Genomic DNA, 18,615 nt, shown 5'->3' on the forward strand with positions numbered 1-18,615 from the left:
ACGAGGAGCTGAAGCGTGTCGATCAAGTCTGATGCGACGCCTTTCACTGCGGCCTGCCGAAGCCGCCGCCGGTCGGCGTCGTGACGATCACGGCGTCCCCGGCGGCGAGCATTGACTGGTCGCAGCCTTCGAGCCTTTCGACGGTGCCGTTCGCGCGACGGATCTCGGTTTTCCCAAGCTGTCCGTCTTCCCCGCCGAACAGGCCGAACGGCCGGATCATTCGATGCGAGGAGAGAATGCTGCAATCCATCATTTCCAGAAAGCGGATTGTGCGCTCGGTGCCGCCGCCGGCGCTATATTGTCCCTTGCCGCCGGAACCGCGGCGGATGTGGAAATCTTCGAGTACAACGGGAAATCGGAATTCCAGAACCTCGGGATCGGTCAGCCGCGAATTGGTCATATGCGTATGGACGCCGTCGGCGCCGTCAAAGCCGGTGCCGTCGTTGAGCCTGCCGGCCGGGCCACCGGCGCAGATCGTCTCGTAATATTGGTAGGTGGCATTGCCGAAGGTCAGGTTGTTCATCGAACCCTGGGCTGCCGCGAGCGTTCCGAGCGCGCCGAACAGGGCATTCGTCACATGCTGGCTGGTCTCGACATTGCCGGCGACGACGGCGGCCGGATAGACTGGACGAAGCATCGAACCCTCCGGCACGATGATCCGGATCGGCCGCAAGCAGCCGGCATTCATCGGGATCGGCTGCTCGACCATAACGCGGAAGACGTAGAGCACGGCGGCGCGGGTCACCGGCTCCGGCGCATTGAAATTGGTCGGCTGCTGCGCGCTCGTACCGGTGAAGTCGACCGTCGCCTCACGCGCCTTCCTGTCGACGGTGATCTTCACCTTGATGACGGCGCCCTGATCGGTGGGATAGGTGAATTGGCTGTCGCTGAGGCGGGCGATCACTCGGCGGACGCTCTCTTCGGCATTGTCCTGCACATGGCCCATATAGGCTTCGACGACGTCGAGCCCGAAATGAGCGACCATTTTGCGCAATTCCCAAACCCCCTTTTCATTGGCGGCGATCTGCGCCTTCACGTCGGCGAGGTTCTGGGCGGGGTTGCGGGCGGGATAAGGATGATCCTTCAGCATGGCCGCGAATTCGGCCTCGCGAAAACGGCCTTCATCGACCAGCAGGAAATTGTCGATCAGCACGCCTTCCTCGTCGACCTTCGTCGCCCGCGGCGTCATCGAGCCCGGCGCCTTGCCGCCGATATCGGCGTGATGGCCGCGCGAGGCGACGTAAAACAAAATGGTTTTTCCCGCGTCGTCGAAAACAGGTGTGACAACGGTGATGTCGGGCAGGTGCGTGCCGCCATTGTAAGGCGCGTTGAGCGCGAAGACGTCACCCGGGCGGATGCGGCCCGCGTTGAGGCGGATGATCGTTTCGACCGAACGGTCCATGGAGCCGAGATGCACCGGCATATGCGGTGCATTGGCGACAAGCGCGCCGGTGCGGTCGAAGACGGCGCAGGAGAAATCGAGTCGTTCCTTGATGTTGACCGAATGGGCGGTGTTCTGCAGCGTCACGCCCATCTGCTCGGCGATCGCCATGAAGAGGTTGTTGAAGACTTCGAGCATGACAGGGTCGGCATTCGTGCCGACGGCGGCATTGCGGGCAAGCGAAATTTCGCGGGTGAGAACGATATGATCGAGCTCCGTGAGCCGTGCCTGCCAGCCGGGTTCGACGACGATCGTCTGGTGTGGCTCGATGACGAGGGCAGGGCCCTTGAGGACGGCGCCAGGCTTCAGCGCACCGCGTTCGAAGATGCCGGCCTCATGCCATGCGCCGCCGGAAAAGAAGCGGGTCGTGCGTAGCGCTTGCGGCACGAAGGCTTCCGCTTGCGTCGCCGCTTCCTCGATATCGGCGCCGCCGCCAATGCCCTCGACTTCGATGGAGTCGACGACGACAGGGCGGTCTTCGAAGATGAAGCCGAACTGCTTCTTATGGGCAATGGCGAAGGCTCGCACCATCTCCTCCTGTGGCCCGAAGGCGACCGGCAGGGCCGTGTCGGTGCCCTTGTATTGCAGATGCAGGCGGGTAACGATCTCCATCTCGGCAGCCTCGACGCCCTGCAGCCTCAACTCCTCGCGGACATCTTCCTCCAGTTCAGCCCTGATGCCGCCGATCGTCGCCAGCGCCTCGGCAATCTCCGTCAGCACTGCGCGCTGGCGCGTGGCGCGGATGTCGGCAAGTCCCATGCCATAGGCGGAGAGGATGCCGGAAAACGGGTGGATCAGCACGGTTTTCATGCCGAGGCTGTCGGCGACGAGGCAGGCATGCTGGCCGCCGGCACCGCCGAAGCACGTGAGCGCATAGTCCGAAACGTCATAGCCGCGCTGGACGGAGATCTTCTTGATGGCATTTGCCATATTCTCGACGGCAATGGCGAGGAAGCCGTCGGCAACGTCCTCGGCCGCCCGTCCGCCGCCGATCGTCTCTGCCAACTCGGCAAAGGCTGCGCGCACCGCCTCGGCATCGAGCGGCTGGTCCTGCTCGGGCCCGAAGATCGCGGGGAAGAATTCCGGCAGCAGCTTGCCGGTCATGATGTTGGCGTCGGTGACGGCAAGCGGGCCGCCGCGGCGATAGGATTTTGGGCCGGGCGTCGCGCCCGCCGATTCCGGGCCGACGCGGAAGCGCGAGCCGTCATAACTGAGGATCGAGCCGCCGCCGGCCGCGACGGTATGGATCTTCATCATCGGCGCGCGCATGCGCACGCCGGCCACCTCGGTCTCGAAAGCGCGTTCCAATTCACCGTCGTAATGCGAAACGTCGGTCGAGGTGCCGCCCATATCGAAGCCGATCATCCTGTTGAAACCGGCAATACGTGAGACCTCGACCGCGCCGACGACCCCGCCTGCAGGGCCGGAGAGGATTGCGTCCTTGCCCTGAAAGAGATGCGCGTCGGTCAGCCCGCCGGAGGACTGCATGAACATCAATTTCGGGCCTTGTCCCTCGACAGCGCCGAGCTCGGCTGCGACCTGATCGACATAGCGCCTCAGAACCGGAGACAGATAGGCATCGACGACGGCGGTATCACCGCGGCCGACGAGCTTGATCAGCGGTGAAACCACATGCGAGGGTGAGACCTGGGCGAAGCCGATCGCGCGGGCGATGGCGGCGGCCCGCTGCTCGTGCTCGGGGTAGCGATAGGCGTGCATGAAGACGATGGCGACGGCGCGCAGCCCTTGGGCATAGGCAGCTTCCAGGGCTTGCCGCAAGTCATCCTCGTCGAGCGGGCGTTCTACGGTGCCGTCGGCCAGCACACGCTCGTCGGCCTCGATGACATCGGCATAGAGCAGTTCCGGCTTGACGATCTTCTTGGCGAAGATATCGGCGCGGGCCTGGTAGCCGATCTCCAGCGCGTCGCGAAAACCCTTCGTCGTCACCAGGAGGGTCGGATCACCCTTGCGCTCCAGAAGCGCATTGGTGGCGACCGTCGTTCCCATTTTCACCGCGCCGATGAGCTCGGAAGGGACCGGATCATCGGCTTTGAGGCCGAGCAACTCGCGAATGCCGTGCACCGCCGGGTCGCGATAGGCTTCCGGATTTTCCGAGAGCAGCTTGTGGGCAATGAGTGACCCGTCAGGGCGCCGGGCGACGATATCGGTGAACGTGCCGCCGCGATCGATCCAGAAATCCCACTGTCCGCCCATCGTCCGGCCTCCTGTTGAACTTAAAATTTATTGACGATTTATCGATAAAATGTCAACGTTTCTCATCTTGGATCGTGGAGGCATTGATATGGCGGATGGGCGTGGACGACAGGAGATCGGGCCGATCGTCTCCTCCGCACATCTGGCCGATGGCGCGCTTCCTGTTCTGTCGGAGCTGGAATTCGGCCTCATCCTTGCCAGCAATGCCTTCGACCGCTGGATGGTGCGCTGCATGACGGCGGCCGGTGAGCCGGGCTGCGCCGCAATCGACGTGCTGGTGCTGCATTCGGTGGCTCACCGGCAGCGGCCGAAGCGGCTCGGCGACCTTTGCAGCGTGCTCGGCGTCGAGGATACCCATCTGGTGATTTATGCAATCAAGAAACTGGAAAAGCGCGATCTCGTGAAAAGCACGCGGGCGGGCAAGGAGAAGTTGATCGCTGCCACCGACAAGGGACTTGAAATCTGCCTGAAATATCGCGCCGTGCGCGAAGCGCTGCTGGTTGATTCGGTCAGAGGGCTTGGGCTCGATCCGGCAGCGACATCGGCAGTGGCGGCGACGCTGAGGGCGCTATCCGGCCACTACGATCAAGCAGCAAGGGCCGCCGCCTCTTTATGACGACAGCCCTTGTCGGGGGCAGGGAGAGATCCCCCGGTATTCAGGTGGCTTTTTCAGCCGAAGCAGGGCATGGCCGGCAGATTGGCGCGGCTTGCCAGCGCCCCGATCATCTTGCCCACCGGCGTCGGGCGTGGTTCGCGTTTGCCGGCGGCCGTCTCCAGGAGCTGCTTGAAGTCCTCAAGCTTCACGCCGTCGGCGCGCAACACCATGGCGATCAGGGGGTCGCGAAGGGCTTCGGATATCGTCAGGTCGTCTCTGGTCGTTCTCATGGCTTGTCCTCCTTTCGTGGGCGGTCGCCCGTGTTTCACATCCGCCGCCAACCCTGTGCGTTGACTTTCGCGGTCTGTGGTGTTACCGGTAAGTAACAATGCTGTTGTTACCGATCGGTCACATTGATGTCAAGGACTTCGTCCGCAAAAAAATCAGAAACTTCGAATGAAATCTCCGCAACCGTTTCAGAAGATCGCATCCCGCCGCGGGAGCGCATCGTCTCGACGGCGGTGGAGCTTTTCCGCGAACGCGGCATCCGCGGCATCGGCGTCGATGCCATTGCCGACGCCGCGCTGACCAACAAGATGACGCTCTACCGCCATTTCGGCTCGAAGGACGAACTCGTCTGCGAGACGCTGCGGCGCGCCTCCGAAAAGGCCGATGCCATCTGGCGCGACCTGGAGGCCGCTCATCCCGGCGATCCTCGTGCCCAGCTCGACGCCTGGGTGGAGATGCGGGCGCAGTGTCTGAACGGCGAGCCCGCGGGCTGCGATCTCGCCAACGCTGCCATCGAGCTCAAGGGGGAGGGCCATCCCGCCCACGAAATGATCGAACGGCACAAGGCCGCACAGCGTGATCGCCTGGCCGCGCTCTGTTCGGCAGCGGGTGCGCGCGAACCTCAACTTCTCGCCGATACGCTGACGCTGCTGCTCGAAGGCGCGCGCGTCAGTCGCCAGGCGATGGGCGCCGCCGGCTGTTGCGGCCATTTCGCCAAGGCATGCAGAGCAGCGATCGCCTCTTTCACCTGACCTCCGGGGAACCTTACCGCCTCCATGCCGTTTTTCCATCACCGGAAGGCAATGTGGAGGCAGAGATGAACTACGTCTATCTCAAGCGCCTATATGCCAAACGCGCCGAGCTTGAAGCCAAGCTGGAGCTTCACGATGCGCGCTATTGTTTCGGCGAGGAAGAAGTCGATGACGGCACCGACAGCGATCTGCGCCAGCGATTGAGCGAGGTATCCGACGAGATCGCCGCCCTCGAGAACAGAGCGGCTAATCCCTGGCGCTGAGAATCTCCATCGTCCGCTCGTCGAACTGTCCCTCATAAAAACGCTCGATCGCCCGGTGGAAGGGCGAGCCATGATCGCTGATCGCGGCAAACAGCGTCATCGATGAGCGCAGCTTGAAGTCATCGGGCGAGCCAAGGATGACGTGCGCCGATCGGCCCTTGACCGATAAAATCGCCTCGACGCAGAGCAGCAGCCGGCTTGAAAGAATGGGATGGGCGAGATAGGCGGCGGCTTCCTCGGCCGAACGGATCGCATATTTTTTCGCCATCGCCGACGTGCCGAGACCTGATATCTGCGGGAAGATGAACCACATCCAGTGGGACGTCTTGCGTCCGGCTTGCAGCTCGGAGAGCGCCTGTTGGTAGATGCCGTTCTGGGCTTCGACGAAGCGGTCGAGGTTGAAGTCGATATCACCGGCCATGGTTCTTTCCCTTTTCCTGCTGTGTTGCAGCCTGGGCCAAGGGGCTCCATGCCCGGCGAAACTTTTCTGCCCGACGAGGTGGCCAGGCTCTCAGCAGACCCTTTCAGCGTAAGGGCTGCTGTCGCGGCAATGGCCGTAAGCCGGATGATGCGGCGGATTATCGCCGGCGGGGGCGGCAATGGCCGATGTCGTCATCGGATCGGTATTGCCGGAAGAATATGCGGCAAAACCCGCAAAGCTCAAGACAAGCAATGCGCCGACAATGACAACGCGCTCAAAGCCCGAAAGTTTCTGGGCTCTGACATGTTCCGCATAATCGCGCTCGCCGGCGCCGGCCGTTTCGTCCTCTTTCACGTGGACGGTCACCATATCCCGGTGACGGCTTAAAGTTTCACAATCTGTCATTCTAAATACTCCTGCAACACATGCGGAGTCGCGTCCCGAGGGTAAACCCTCACCCTCGTGCCGAATCCTACTCCAAATGCGAGCATCATGTGTGGTTTCAATCGCGGCAATTGAAGGGGCGATCTGCAAACGCAGTGTTCAAAAAATCGAACTAATGCATGCAAAATATCGTGAAGCTCTGGCTCATCGAAATGATCCGCGGTAATCCGGAGGGATATTTCGTCTGGATCGTCCCATGAGCAAATCCTTCGGCGCCATGTCGGTCGCCCAGCTTTCCGTCCTCATTCAGGGCGGCGCAGCCGATCCGGTCGATGTGGCCGAGTCCGTCTTCGACGCCATCGCGAATTACGCCGACAAGGCCGTCTTCACCATGCTGCTTGAAGACCGGGCGATGGAAGAAGCGCGCGCGTCTTCCGAACGGCTGCGGCAGGGGCGCTCGCTCGGACTGCTGGACGGTATTCCGATCGCCTGGAAAGATCTTTTCGACATTGAAGGCCGGACGACGACGGCGGGTTCGAGCGTCCTGGCAAGGGATGCGCCGGCCGAACGGGATGCGGCCGTCGTCGCTTTGCTCAGGAATGCCGGCATGATCGCCATCGGCTGTACCAATATGAGCGAGTTCGCCTTTTCCGGCCTCGGCATCAATCCGCATTACGGCACGCCGGTCAATCCGCGTAGCGCCGACCGCCCGCGTATCCCCGGCGGTTCCTCCTCCGGCGCCGGTGTGGCCGTCGCCGCCGGACTGGTGCCGGTCGCGATGGGCACGGATACCGGCGGCTCGGTGCGTATTCCCGCCGCCCTCAACGGCATCGTCGGCTACAAGGCGACACGCGGCCGCCATGCCATGGACGGTGTCTATCCGCTGGCGAAAAGCCTGGATTCGTTGGGGCCGCTTTGCCGCACAGTCAAGGACGCGGTTTGGATCGATGCGGCGATGCGCGGCCTGACCGCGCCCGAGGTCGCTGAGCGTCCGCTGCTGGGGCTGGAATTGCTCGTGCCTGAAAATATCGTCTTCGACGGAGCCGAGCCTGACGTGATCGCCGCGTTCGAGGCCGCTTTGGAACGTCTTCAAAGCGCGGGCGTTCATGTTGCCCGCGCCGTCATTCCCGCCTTCGATGAGATTTTCGATCTGATGACGAGATATGGCCCGCTGGTCACCGCGGAAGCTTTCGCGTTGCATCGGGAACGGCTCGCGGGACCTGATGCGGACAGGATGGACCATCGTGTCGTCATGCGGACCCGCTTGGGAAGCAGGACGAGCCTGGCCGATTACCTGGCGATCCTTGCGGCGCGCGGCCGCCTGATCGCCGATGTCGAGCGCCTTGTCGGCGACCGGCTCATCGCTTTTCCAACGGTCGCCCATGTCGCTCCGCCGATCGGTCCGCTGGAGCAGGACGACGACCTGTTCTTCGCCACCAACAACAAGACGCTGCGAAATACCGCGCTCGGCAATTTCCTCGACTGGTGCGGCGTCTCCATCCCCTGCGGCACCGGTGCCTCAGGCATGCCGGTCGGGCTGCTGCTTTCGGCGACAGCCCGTCGCGACGAAGCGCTGCTGGGAGTTGCCCTTGCCGCCGAACCGGTCGTTCGCGGCGATTTCAGCTGATCGACAATTGATCCGACGAGCGTTTGTTGCCATTGATGGCATCTGGAGATCCTGGGAGGACGGCAGATGCAGCTTTTGCAAAATGGACGCTTCGCGGTTTCGACATGGTCGTTGCATCGCTTGCTAGGCGCCGTCCACGCCTACAGCCCTGACCCCGACAAGAGCGCGGCGCCGAAGGAACCCTACGGCCCCGGCGGCGCGGCGCTAATCGACGTGCCGGCGATGCTGGCGGCGCGCGGCGTCAACCGGCTGGAAATCTGCTCCTTCCATCTGCCGAGCCTCGATGCCGCTTATATCGGCGAACTCAGCGATGCGATGGCGGCCTCGAACGTGGTGCTCCAGACGCTGCTCGTGAGGACGGCGATCCCAGCCATGCCGGGACGGCAGAACGCGACATCGGCTGGATGGCCGAGTGGATCGGCATCGCGGCGGCACTCGGGGCGCAGAGAATGCGCGTCATCGCCGGCAAGCAGAAGCCGACAGATGAAAATCTTAGCCGGGCCGCCCGTCACCTCAGCTGGCTCACCGAGAAGGCGGAAGGCAGCGGCGTACGGATTGTCGTCGAGAACTGGTTCGATTTGCTGCCGTCGCCGGTGGAGATGAACTGGCTGCTCGACCGGCTGGACGGCAAGGTCGGGCTCAACGGCGACCTAGGCAACTGGTCGGCACCCGCGAAATATGCCGGTCTGGCCGATATCATGCGCCGGGCGGAAATCTGCCACGCCAAGGCCGATTACAATGCCGGCGGCCTCGATGCAGACGACTACCGCCAATGCTTGGAGATGTGCGAAAGAGCCGGTTATGCCGGCCCTTTCACGCTGATCTACGACTCGCCCTTCTTCCCCGACGAATGGGACGGCATCCTGCTGCAAAAGCGCTTCATCGAGGATTTTCTGCGCGGCGCGCCGGCGCGCCGGACGGCTTGAACCGAAGCGTTCCCATTACTCCTGGCGCGGGAACCGCTGGCTTTCCTCCAGCACGTTCAGATCCATGTGGTTGCGCATATAACGCTCCGACGCTTTCTGCAGCGGCTGATAATCCCATGGATAATAGGCGCCGTTGCGCAGCGCTGCGTAGACCACCCAGCGGCGGGCCTGGCTTTCGCGCACGGCCGCGTCGAAAGCGGCAAGGTTCCAGCGCCGGCCCGCCTGTTCGACGAGCCGCGCCAGCGTCTCGGCATGCGCCGGATTTCCCGCGAGATCGTCAAGCTCTTGCGGATCGGCCTCGAGATCGAACAGCATCGGCGGGTCCTTCTCGCAGAGCGAGAGCTTGTAGCGCCCGTCCCTGATGCAGACGAGCGGAGCTTCCGAGCCTTCCGCGGCATATTCCATCAGTACCGGGCCACGGCCGCCGGTGCCCGTCGCGAGGGCTGCAAGATCTTGGCCTTCGGTCCACGGCTTCAATGACGCGATATCAATGCCGGCAAGACCGGCAAGCGTCGGCGTTACGTCAAGGGTGGAGACAGGCTGATCGATGCGCTTCGGCGTCCAGCCGGGGGCTGCGATCATCAGCGGAACCCGCGCCGAACCTTCGAAGAAGTTCATCTTGAACCAGAGGCCGCGATCGCCAAGCATGTCGCCGTGGTCGGACACGAAGAGGATGATGGTGTTCTCCGCCATGCGGCTGCGTTCCAGCACGCCGAGAATCTCGCCGATCTTGTCGTCGACATAGGAGATATTGGCGAAATAGCCGCGTCTTGCCCGCCTGATCTGCTCTTGGCTGATGTCGAACGCATTGTGCTCGCAGGCGTTCATCAGGCGCTGAGAATGAGGATCCTGCCGCTCGAAAGGGATCGCAGCGACCGCCGGGTCGAGTGCCGGGCAGTCCTCGTAGAGATCCCAGAATTTGCGGCGCGCGACATAGGGGTCGTGCGGATGGGTGAAGCTGACGGTAAGGCACCAGGGGCGTTCGTCATGACCACGCGAGAGGTCGAAGAGCTTGCGGGTGGCGTGATAGGCGACCTCGTCGTCATATTCCATCTGATTGGTGATTTCGGCAATGCCGGCGCCGGTGACCGAGCCGAGATTGTGATACCACCAGTCGATGCGCTCGCCGGGCTTGGTATAATCGGGCGTCCAGCCGAAATCGGCCGGATAGATGTCCGTCGTCAGCCGTTCCTCGAAACCGTGAAGCTGGTCGGGGCCGACGAAATGCATCTTGCCCGACAGCGCCGTCTGGTATCCGGCCGCGCGCAGATGGTGTGCATAGGTCGGAATGTCGGAGGCAAATTCCGCCGCGTTGTCATAGACGCGCGTCCGGCTCGGCAATTGCCCCGACATGAAGGACGCCCGCGCCGGCGCGCAGAGCGGGCTTGCCGTATAGCTATTGGCAAAACGCACGGAGCGGCCCGCCAGTAATTTCAGATGCGGCGCGTGAAGAAAATCGGCGGGACCATCGGGAAAGAAGGTTCCGTTCAACTGGTCCACCATCAGGATGAGGATGTTCGGGCGCGCCATGTCGTTCCTCCTTTTTGCTATTTGATGATTTTATTGAAGCGCCTAATATGACGGCTGTAAAGACAGCTTTTTTCGATGGCTGCTCAAAGGTATTTTTATGTCGGATCACCCACCTGAGCTTGGATGGATGCGGCTGTTCGTCGAGGTTGCCCGGCTCGGGAGCTTTTCGGCGGCTGCAACGCTTCTGGGGCTGACCCAGCCGGCCGTCAGCTACCAGATCCGCCGGCTGGAACAGCAGTTCGGCGTCAGTCTGCTGCGCCGCCAGCATCGCGGCGTCGAATTGACCGCGGAAGGCGAGCGGCTTCTCGAGATCGCGGCCAAGGCGGTCGGCGATATCGATGCGCTCGCCCGCAGTTTCCACGTCGAAGCCCAGAGGCCGGTCGTCAGGCTCAGAACCGACTATGCTTTTTCGGCGCTTTGGCTGATCCCCCGCATGGATGGCTTTCGACTGCTGCATCCGGAAACGGACATACAGATCGTCGCGACGCAGAGGCTTGCGGCCGGATTTCGCGACGAGGCCGATGTCGCGGTGGTGTTCGGGACGCGGGCGGAATTCGGTGCCGTGGGGACGCTTCTGCTGCCGGAAAGGGTCGTGCCCGTCTGCACGCGGGCATTCCTCGATCGCAACGGACCCTTCGACGATCCAGGACAATTGGCCGGAGCGAGGCTGATCCATCTCGACGCGCCGCTGCCATCTCCCTGGTTCGACTGGCGCACATATTTTGCCGAATTCGCCATCCTGCGCGACGCCCATGCCGGCCGCGGCGATATCAGCTTCAACACTTATTCCTTGGTCGTTCAGGCCGCGCTCAGCGAGCAGGGCGTGGCGCTCGGCTGGATGGGGCTCGTCGACACGCTCCTTTCGGCGGGCATGCTGCTGGAAGCCGGCCCGTCGCTGGAGGCGCGAGACCGCGGTTACTGGCTGGTGCCTCCGCGATCTCCAAACGTCCACAGCGAGAGGCTCAGCACCTGGCTGTCGGATGAGGTGGAGAAGAATGATTAGCGCCGGTTGCATTCCTCCTCGGAAGAAGCCTTGTCATCGGCGATGGCGATCGACATTGTGGGGCGAATCCATTGCGAAGGCGGCTGAAGCATGCGAACCATCGGATATGTCATCGGACTGCTCATGATCGTGTTCGGCTTGATCTGGATCGGGCAGGGAAGCGGCTACTTTTCCTATCCGGCGTCGAGTTTCATGATTGCCCAAAAGATCTGGATGCTCTGGGGCGCCATGCTGGCGGCGGCGGGCATCGTCGTGATGGTCAGCATCTCGCGGCTTCGCCGCAGAGGATGAATGGCTGCTGCCGTTTGGCGGCAACCCGGCCGCTGACGGCCTGTCGAAATGAGGAGAATGACATGAGCGCAGCTGAAATCGACGATTTTGCCGACCGCATCAGGAAACATCAGGGCGGCATGATCTCCGCCTGGGTCGGCATTCCCGACGCGATGCTCGTCAATCATCTGGCGCAGGAGGCGTTCGATGCCGTGGTGCTCGATATGCAGCATGGCATGTGGGATATGCAGTCGGCGGCGAATGCCGTTGCTCAGGCGCGTCTTGCCGGCAAACCGGCCATCGCGCGCATTCCGGTCGGCGATTTCGCTTCCGCCTCGCGGCTGCTCGATGCCGGGGCCTCCGGCATCATTGCGCCGATGATCAATTCGGCCGAGGATGCGCGAGCCCTGGTCAGGACGACGAAATATCCGCCTCTCGGCGAGCGCAGCTGGGGACCGTCCCTGGCACTGAACCATAGCGGCCTGTCGGCCGACGCCTATCTGAAGACTGCCAACGACCTCACCGTCGCCATCGCCATGATCGAGACCCGCGCCGCGCTCGATGCGATCGACGGCATTCTTGGCGTGACCGGCGTCGACGGTATTTTCGTCGGCCCCGCCGACCTTTCGATCGCCCTGTCGAACGGCGATCAGGTGGCGCCGAATGCGGCCGAGATCGACAGCGCCATGCAGCACGCGGTTGCGCGCTGCCGCGCCCACGGCAAATTCGCCTGCGCCTATGCCGGCGATGGCGAGCGGGCCGGCGAACTGCTGAAGTTCGGCTTTGATCTGGTGATCGCCGGCGCCGAGACCATACAACTGCGCGCCGGCGCCCGCCGCGCCATCAATGCCGCCCGCCGGGTCGCTTCCGGCAGCTGATCTTCGTCAACGAGTCGTTTTGACCGCAAGCCAGATCACGTGGCGGGCGCCGCGTTTGCGGCCGGCGCGAGTATTGATGACATCGACGGCAAAGCCGCTGTCCTTGAGGCGACGGGTGAAATTCGGGTCTGGACCGGATGACCAGACGGCGAGCACGCCGCCGGGGCGAAGCGCGTCGCTGGCGGCGCGCAGGCCGGCGAAATCGTAGAGCCGGTCGTTGGATTTGCGGGTCAGCCCGTCCGGGCCGTTGTCGACATCGAGCAGGATCGCATCGTAGGCGCTCTTGCCGGCGCGGATCGCCTCGCCGACATCGCCCTGATGAATGCCGACGCGGGGATCGTCGAGGCAGCCCTTGAACACCTCGGCCATCGGCCCGCGCGCCCAGGCGACGACAGCCGGCACCAGTTCGGCGACCGTGATGCCGGCATCATCGGGAACGACGGCAAGCGCGGCGCGCAGGGTGAAACCCATGCCGAGCCCGCCGATCAGCACCCTCGGCTTCGGATGCGTCTTGATCCGCTCCCAGGACAGAGTGGCGAGAGCTTCTTCCGAGCCGCTGAGACGGCTGTTCATCAGCTCGTTGGCGCCGAGCATGATCGAGAATTCGCCGCCGCGCTGCTTCAGCCTGAGTTCGCCTCCTTCGCCGGGGATGGTCGCGGAATCGACTTGGATCCAGGGAAGCATGACAGTTTCGCCTCATATGAAGAAAGGCTCCCCTAGCACAGGCAGACGAGCGAAACCAGCAAACGGGCGTCAGATCACCCGCATGAAATGACCAGGCTCTACTTCGACGACATCGTCCTGCGGGGCGGCCGAACGGCGGCGGATTTCCTCGACCTCGTCGGGCCTCAGCCGCGCCTTCGGATCTTCGAAGCGGACGCCGGGATCGGGCACGGCCGAGAGCAGCAGCCTGGTATAGGGATGCAGCGGATTGTCGATCACCCGGGCAGTGCTGCCCCATTCGACGATCTGGCCGGCATACATCACGGCGATGTCTTCCGCGACATAACGGGCGGTGGCGATGTCATGGGTGATGTAGAGCAGGCCGAGATTCATCTCCCGCTTCATTTCGTTCAGCAGGTTGAGCACGCCGAGGCGCACCGAGACGTCGAGCATCGACGTCGGCTCGTCGGCAACGATCACTTCCGGCTTGACGGCAAGCGCGCGGGCGATGTTGACGCGCTGGCGCTGGCCACCGGAGAGCTCATGCGGATATCTCGGCGCGACGAGATCGGGATCGAGCCTGACGCGCTCCAGCAGTTCGCGGATCGTCGCGTCGATTTCAGTCCACTTAATATCGGGGCGATGCAGCTTCAGCGGCCGTCGAAGATGGTGAGCGATGGTATGGGCGGGGTTCAGCGAGGCGAACGGATCCTGGAAAATCATCTGCACCGAGCGGCGGTAGCGGGCGATTTCGGCGGCATTCGCCGTCTCGACCGGCCGGCCCTTGTAGAGGATGCGGCCCGATGTCGGCAAATGTTCGCGCATCGCCATGCGGGCGCAGGTGGTCTTGCCGCTGCCGGATTCGCCGACGAGAGCCAGTGCGCGGCCGGCGCGCAGCGAAAAAGCGATTGAGCGGGCAGCATGAACGGCGGACGCGCCGTGGCCGAAGGTCTTGGTCACCGTGTCGAGCGCAAGGATGGCCTCGGTCATAGCAGCACGCCTCCATGAAGCGAGGGGAAGGAGGCCCAGAGCTTCTTCGTATAGTCGTGCGCCGGCGTCCGGTAGATCGCCTCGGCGTTGTTCTGCTCCACCAGCCTGCCGGACAGCATGATCCCGATGCGATCGCAGAACTGCGCCATCAGCCCGAGATCATGGGTGATGAACAGCACGGAGAAGCCGAAGCGGCGGCGCAGCTCGTTGATCCGCTGCAGGATTTCGCGTTGGACGACGACGTCGAGTGCGGTCGTCGGCTCGTCCATGACGACGAGCTTCGGATCGAGCGCCATGCAGATGGCGATGACGATGCGCTGGCGCATGCCGCCGGAAAACTGATGCGGATAGTCGCGCATGCGATCCGGGGAGATATCGACAAGCGTCAGCATCTCGGCGGTCCGCTCGCGGGCTTGCGCGCGGCTCATGCCCTTATGGGTGCGCAGCAGGTCGTAGAATTGCGCCTCGATGCGCAGCACCGGGTTCAACGAATTCATTGCGCTCTGGAAGACCATGGCGACCTCGCGCCAGCGGAAGGCGGCAAGCGCCCGCTGGTCGAGATCGAGTACGTCGCGGCCGTCAAGCAGGATGCGGCTCTCCTTGCGGATCAGCGCCGGCGGCTTGTGCAGGCGGCTGATGGCGAAGGCGATGGTGCTCTTGCCGCAGCCGGATTCGCCGGCAAGGCCGAAGACCTCGCCGGGTGCGACGTCGAAATTGACGTCGTCGACGGCACGGAAATCCTTCTCTTCGCCGATATAGTCGATGGTGAGGTTTCTCACCGAAAGCAGCGGTTGCGTCACAGGCGACCCTCCCCGGAGCGGACGAGCAGCGACCAGCGCTTCAGATGATTGCCGGTGCGCAGTCGCGGATTGGCGATCTCGTCGACGGCGAAATTCAGGAGCGACATGCCGATGCCGAGGAAGGCGAGCGCGAAGCAGGGAGTGAGAATATCCCACCAGGCGCCGACCGAAAGCGCCGAGGCCTTCTGCGCGTTGTAGAGCATGGTGCCCCAGGAGATCGCCCGGGGGTCGCCGAGGCCGAGGAATTCCAGCGTCGCCTCGGTGATGATCGCGAAGATGACGCTGCCAATGAAATTGATGCCGACGATGGAGATCACATTGGGGAAGATCTCGAAGGTCATGATCCGCCATTGCGGCTCGCCCATCATCTCGGCCGATTTGACGAAATCTTTCTGCTTGACCGAGAGCGTCTCGGCGCGGGTGACGCGGGCGCCCCATGCCCAGGAGGTGGCGCCGAGTATCAGGGCGATGACGAGCGGGCTTGCCTGGCCGATGAAGGCGGCGAGCACCAGCAGCAGCGGCAGGTTGGGAACGACCAGCACCATATTGGTGAAGAAGCTGATGACCTCGTCGGTCTTGCCGCCGCGATAGCCGGAGATGATGCCGAGCGCGGTGCCGGCGAGCGTGATCAGCAGGCCTGCGCCGAAGCCGACGGCCAGCGAAGTGCGGGCGCCGTAGATCAGCCGGGCGAAGACGTCCTGGCCGATGCGGGTGGTGCCGAGAATATGGTCGAGCGACGGCGGCTGATGCGGCCGCCCGGTGCGGGCGGCGGGGTCGTATTGGGTCAGCAGCGGCGCTGCGATCGCGACGATGACAATGAAAGCGATGATGACGAGGCCGGTGAGCGCCTTGCGGTTTCGAAGCAGGATCTTCATCTCACGCCCCCTTCAGCCGCGGGTCGAGCATGACATAGCTGACGTCGACGATGAAATTGGCGATCAGCATGGTCGCGGTCATGATCAGTAGCTGGCCCTGGATGACCGGATAGTCGCGGGCGAGGATCGCCTGGTAGAGAATGTTGCCGAGGCCGGGATAGTTGTAGACGACCTCGGTCACCAGCGAGCCGCCGAGAATGGTGCCAATGGCGATGGCAAGGCTGGAGACGGCCGGCAGCAGAGCGTTGCGCGCCGCATACCAGAGCATCACATGTCGGTCGGACAGACCCTTGGCGCGGGCCATGACGATATAGTCCTCGCCGAGCAGGTAGATCATGTTGTTGCGCATGGTGACGGTAAAGCCGCCGATCAGCACGGTGCAGAGGGTGACCATCGGCAGGATGCCGTGATAGGCGACGCTGCCGAGATATTGCAGGCTGAAGGCCGGATCGAGCGAGGGATCGGCGGCATAGCCGTTCGGGAACCAGCCGAGGGTGAAGCCGAAGATGAAGAGCACGATCAGCGAGGTGACGACGGCGGGCACCGAGGTGGCGAAGATCGCGCCGACGGAAACGACGACATCGAACCTGCTGCCGCGGCGCCAGGCGGCCAGGATGCCGAGCAAGGTGCCGAGCGCGAAGCTGATGATTGTCGCGGTTCCCATCAGGCCGACCGTCCAGACGAGCGCATGGCCGAGCACCGAGGTGACCGGCAGCGGGAAATATTTGATCGAGCGGCCGAGATCGCCGGTAAAGATGCTGCCGAGATAGGTGAGATATTGCTGCCAGAGCGGCCCGTCGACGAAGCCGAAGGTCAGCTTCAGCGCCTGCAGGCTTTCCGGCGGCAATTCGGTGCCGGCGCTCGAAAACATGATCTGCACGGGATCGCCCGGCATCAGGCGCGGCAGGAAGAAATTGATCGTCGCTGCTGCGATGAAGGCTGCCATGTAGAAGACGAGGCGGCGAAGCAGGAAAGCCATGAGGACTCCGTCGTGACGGGAGCGGCGTTGAAATCACCGCTCCCGGGATCAATGCCTTTACTTGGCCGGCTCGAGCGCGAGCAGGTTCAAGAGGCGTGCCGGATTGGTCCGCGAGATCGACGGATTGACGAAGGGGTTTTCCTTGGTCGACCAGCCGGTGAAGCGCTTGGTGTTGTATTGATACCAGTTCGGGTTGTTGAACACCGGAATCATCGGCATGTTTTCGGCGACGATGCGCTGTGCCTTGTTCATCGTTTCCTTCTGCTTGGCGAGATCCGCGGTATGGGTGAACTCGGTGACGAGCTTCTCGACATCGGGATTGAACCAGCGCTGCGCGGTAAAGCGCGTCTTGCCCTTGTCCGAAGCGCTGAAGGCGCGCTTGTAGGGGTAGTAGGGCGAGGCCGATGCCGGCAGGCTGTTGATCGCCGCATCGAAGCTGCCGTTGATGAGATTGCCGGTCCAGACTGCTTCTTCGGGCGTTTCGATCTTGGCGTCGAGGCCGATCGCCTGCATGCCTTCGACAGCGATGTTGACGGTGTCGACCCAGTCGGTCCAGGAGTTCGGGACAATGATCGAGAAGGAGATCTTGCTGCCGTCGGGATTGTCGCGGAAGCCGTCGCCGTCCTTGTCCTTGTAGCCGGCCTCGTCGAGCAGCGCCTTGGCGGCGTCGGCGTCATAGGTAGCGAACTTGCCGAAGTCGGCCTTGACGGACGGATCCGCCCAGCTCTTGTAAAGCTCGCCCATCAGGCCGGGATCTTCGTTCAGCGTCGGATAGCCATAGCCGGCGACGTCGATCATCGTCTTGCGGTCGAGCGCCATCGACACGGCACGCCGGAATTTCAGGTCGTTGAAGGCCTTCTTGTTGTTCTCGTTCGCTGTTTCCAAATTGAACAGGAAGGCGACCATGCTGCTCGGCGAATACCAATAGTGGAAATGTTCCGGATCCTTCGAAACATAGACATTGTCGATATCGGGAATGAACGAGACACCCCAGTCGAGCGTGCCGTCGGCCGTTGCCGTCAGGATCTGGTTGTTGTCGGCAAGCTGCGGGAAGCGCATGCAATCGACCTTTAGATGCGCATTGTCCCAGTAGTTCGGATTGCGGCACTGGTCGTAGGTCTGGCCGGTGAAGCGCGGCACTTCGGTCAACGGACCGCTGCCGACCGGGTTTTCGTTGGCGAAGGTGACCGGGTCGGCGACGTCCTTCCAGGCATGTTCGGGAACGATCGGCAGCTGCGAGATCTGTTCGGCGGCGAGTGAACTCGGATTGGCGAGCGTGAAGCGCACGGTCTGGGTGTCGACGGCCTGGACGTCGGTGACGAACGTCCAAATGCTGACGAAGTCGAGCGCAGGGAATTTCTTCAGGTAATCATAGGTGAACTTGACGTCGGCTGAGGTCAGCGGCTTGCCGTCCGACCATTTCAGGTCGGGGCGCAGCTTGAACTCAATGCTCTTCAGGTCGTCGGACAGCTTGAAGCTTTCGGCCAGACGATAGACCGGCTTGTTGCTGTCGAAGCGGTTGAAAATAACAAGCGGCTCATAGATGAAATCGAGCGTCGACTGGCGCGCTGATGTCTGGTTGAACGGGTTGAAGTTGCGAACCCAAGTCGTCGCCGGCTCGATATTCACTGTGAGGACCGTTTGCGCCACGGCAGAGCCCGAAAGCAGTGTCAGAGCAGCGGCTGCGAGAAGATATTTTTTCATGTTCTATTCCCC

The 18,615-nt window shown here is 62.8% G+C and carries 18 protein-coding genes and 1 pseudogene; 8 read left to right on the forward strand and 11 right to left on the reverse strand.

Features of this window, described 5'->3' with window-relative positions; translation table 11 throughout:
• Positions 1–43 precede the first annotated feature (43 nt).
• Positions 44–3,655, reverse strand: coding sequence for a hydantoinase B/oxoprolinase family protein (locus tag GGI60_RS24700; protein WP_183918853.1), 3,612 nt, complete (start codon positions 3,653–3,655; stop codon positions 44–46).
• Between the two features lie 88 nt (positions 3,656–3,743).
• On the opposite strand from GGI60_RS24700, the gene GGI60_RS24705 reads away from it, so the two are divergent.
• Positions 3,744–4,271, forward strand: coding sequence for a winged helix DNA-binding protein (locus GGI60_RS24705; RefSeq protein WP_183918852.1), 528 nt, complete (start codon positions 3,744–3,746; stop codon positions 4,269–4,271).
• Positions 4,272–4,324: 53 nt separating this feature from the next.
• On the opposite strand, the gene GGI60_RS24710 is transcribed toward GGI60_RS24705, so the two are convergent.
• Entirely contained in the window at positions 4,325–4,540 is a 216-nt protein-coding gene (locus GGI60_RS24710; protein WP_183918851.1) for a hypothetical protein, read from the reverse strand.
• A gap of 126 nt (positions 4,541–4,666) precedes the next feature.
• On the opposite strand from GGI60_RS24710, the gene GGI60_RS24715 reads away from it, so the two are divergent.
• Positions 4,667–5,290 (forward strand): TetR/AcrR family transcriptional regulator, encoded by a 624-nt coding sequence (locus GGI60_RS24715; RefSeq protein WP_183918850.1) that lies wholly within the window; start codon positions 4,667–4,669, stop codon positions 5,288–5,290.
• 65 nt (positions 5,291–5,355) lie between these two features.
• Positions 5,356–5,553 carry a hypothetical protein gene (locus GGI60_RS24720; protein ID WP_183918849.1) on the forward strand — a complete coding sequence of 66 codons (198 nt, stop codon included), beginning with the start codon at positions 5,356–5,358 and terminating at the stop codon, positions 5,551–5,553.
• Here GGI60_RS24720 and GGI60_RS24725 read toward each other — a convergent pair.
• Together GGI60_RS24725 and GGI60_RS24730 are read right to left on the reverse strand one after the other, a co-directional pair.
• A complete protein-coding gene (locus GGI60_RS24725; RefSeq protein ID WP_183918848.1) occupies positions 5,537–5,974 on the reverse strand; it encodes a DUF1810 domain-containing protein in 438 nt (145 codons plus the stop codon). The two genes, GGI60_RS24720 and GGI60_RS24725, sit on opposite strands and share 17 nt — an antisense overlap.
• Before the next feature lie 90 nt (positions 5,975–6,064).
• Positions 6,065–6,343: a hypothetical protein gene (locus GGI60_RS24730; protein ID WP_183919066.1), complete on the reverse strand. Its 279-nt coding sequence runs from the start codon at positions 6,341–6,343 to the stop codon at positions 6,065–6,067.
• 271 nt (positions 6,344–6,614) lie between these two features.
• On the opposite strand from GGI60_RS24730, the gene GGI60_RS24735 reads away from it, so the two are divergent.
• Positions 6,615–7,985 carry an amidase gene (locus GGI60_RS24735; protein ID WP_183918847.1) on the forward strand — a complete coding sequence of 457 codons (1,371 nt, stop codon included), beginning with the start codon at positions 6,615–6,617 and terminating at the stop codon, positions 7,983–7,985.
• Positions 7,986–8,051: 66 nt separating this feature from the next.
• Positions 8,052–8,911 (forward strand): annotated as a pseudogene (locus GGI60_RS24740) (sugar phosphate isomerase/epimerase family protein).
• A 15-nt stretch (positions 8,912–8,926) separates the two neighbouring features.
• Here the strand turns inward: GGI60_RS24740 and betC are convergent.
• Positions 8,927–10,441 (reverse strand): choline-sulfatase, encoded by a 1,515-nt coding sequence (betC, locus tag GGI60_RS24745; protein ID WP_183918846.1) that lies wholly within the window; start codon positions 10,439–10,441, stop codon positions 8,927–8,929.
• Positions 10,442–10,538: 97 nt separating this feature from the next.
• Between betC and GGI60_RS24750 the strand changes: the two genes are divergently transcribed.
• The 3 genes from GGI60_RS24750 to GGI60_RS24760 all read left to right on the forward strand — a co-directional run bounded on the left by GGI60_RS24750 (position 10,539) and on the right by GGI60_RS24760 (position 12,592).
• Complete coding sequence (locus GGI60_RS24750) at positions 10,539–11,444, forward strand: choline sulfate utilization transcriptional regulator (protein ID WP_183918845.1); 906 nt, start codon at positions 10,539–10,541, stop codon at positions 11,442–11,444.
• A 90-nt stretch (positions 11,445–11,534) separates the two neighbouring features.
• On the forward strand, positions 11,535–11,735 hold the full coding sequence (locus GGI60_RS24755) for a hypothetical protein (protein ID WP_183918844.1): 201 nt from the start codon (positions 11,535–11,537) through the stop codon (positions 11,733–11,735).
• A gap of 62 nt (positions 11,736–11,797) precedes the next feature.
• On the forward strand, positions 11,798–12,592 hold the full coding sequence (locus tag GGI60_RS24760; protein WP_183918843.1) for an HpcH/HpaI aldolase/citrate lyase family protein: 795 nt from the start codon (positions 11,798–11,800) through the stop codon (positions 12,590–12,592).
• A 6-nt stretch (positions 12,593–12,598) separates the two neighbouring features.
• On the opposite strand, the gene GGI60_RS24765 is transcribed toward GGI60_RS24760, so the two are convergent.
• The 6 genes from GGI60_RS24765 to GGI60_RS24790 all read right to left on the reverse strand — a co-directional run bounded on the left by GGI60_RS24765 (position 12,599) and on the right by GGI60_RS24790 (position 18,603).
• Positions 12,599–13,276: a spermidine synthase gene (locus tag GGI60_RS24765; protein WP_183918842.1), complete on the reverse strand. Its 678-nt coding sequence runs from the start codon at positions 13,274–13,276 to the stop codon at positions 12,599–12,601.
• A gap of 69 nt (positions 13,277–13,345) precedes the next feature.
• On the reverse strand, positions 13,346–14,245 hold the full coding sequence (locus GGI60_RS24770) for an ABC transporter ATP-binding protein (protein ID WP_183918841.1): 900 nt from the start codon (positions 14,243–14,245) through the stop codon (positions 13,346–13,348).
• On the reverse strand, positions 14,242–15,045 hold the full coding sequence (locus tag GGI60_RS24775) for an ABC transporter ATP-binding protein (RefSeq protein ID WP_183918840.1): 804 nt from the start codon (positions 15,043–15,045) through the stop codon (positions 14,242–14,244). Before GGI60_RS24775 ends, GGI60_RS24770 begins: the two co-directional genes overlap by 4 nt.
• On the reverse strand, positions 15,042–15,920 hold the full coding sequence (locus GGI60_RS24780; RefSeq protein WP_183918839.1) for an ABC transporter permease: 879 nt from the start codon (positions 15,918–15,920) through the stop codon (positions 15,042–15,044). The genes GGI60_RS24775 and GGI60_RS24780 overlap by 4 nt, the downstream gene beginning before the upstream one ends.
• A gap of 1 nt (position 15,921) precedes the next feature.
• Positions 15,922–16,899: an ABC transporter permease gene (locus tag GGI60_RS24785; protein ID WP_183918838.1), complete on the reverse strand. Its 978-nt coding sequence runs from the start codon at positions 16,897–16,899 to the stop codon at positions 15,922–15,924.
• A 57-nt stretch (positions 16,900–16,956) separates the two neighbouring features.
• Positions 16,957–18,603 (reverse strand): ABC transporter substrate-binding protein, encoded by a 1,647-nt coding sequence (locus GGI60_RS24790; protein ID WP_183918837.1) that lies wholly within the window; start codon positions 18,601–18,603, stop codon positions 16,957–16,959.
• Positions 18,604–18,615 lie beyond the last annotated feature (12 nt).

The sequence above is a fragment of the Rhizobium lentis genome (assembly GCF_014200175.1).
Taxonomy (GTDB): Bacteria; Pseudomonadota; Alphaproteobacteria; order Rhizobiales; family Rhizobiaceae; genus Rhizobium; species Rhizobium mulingense.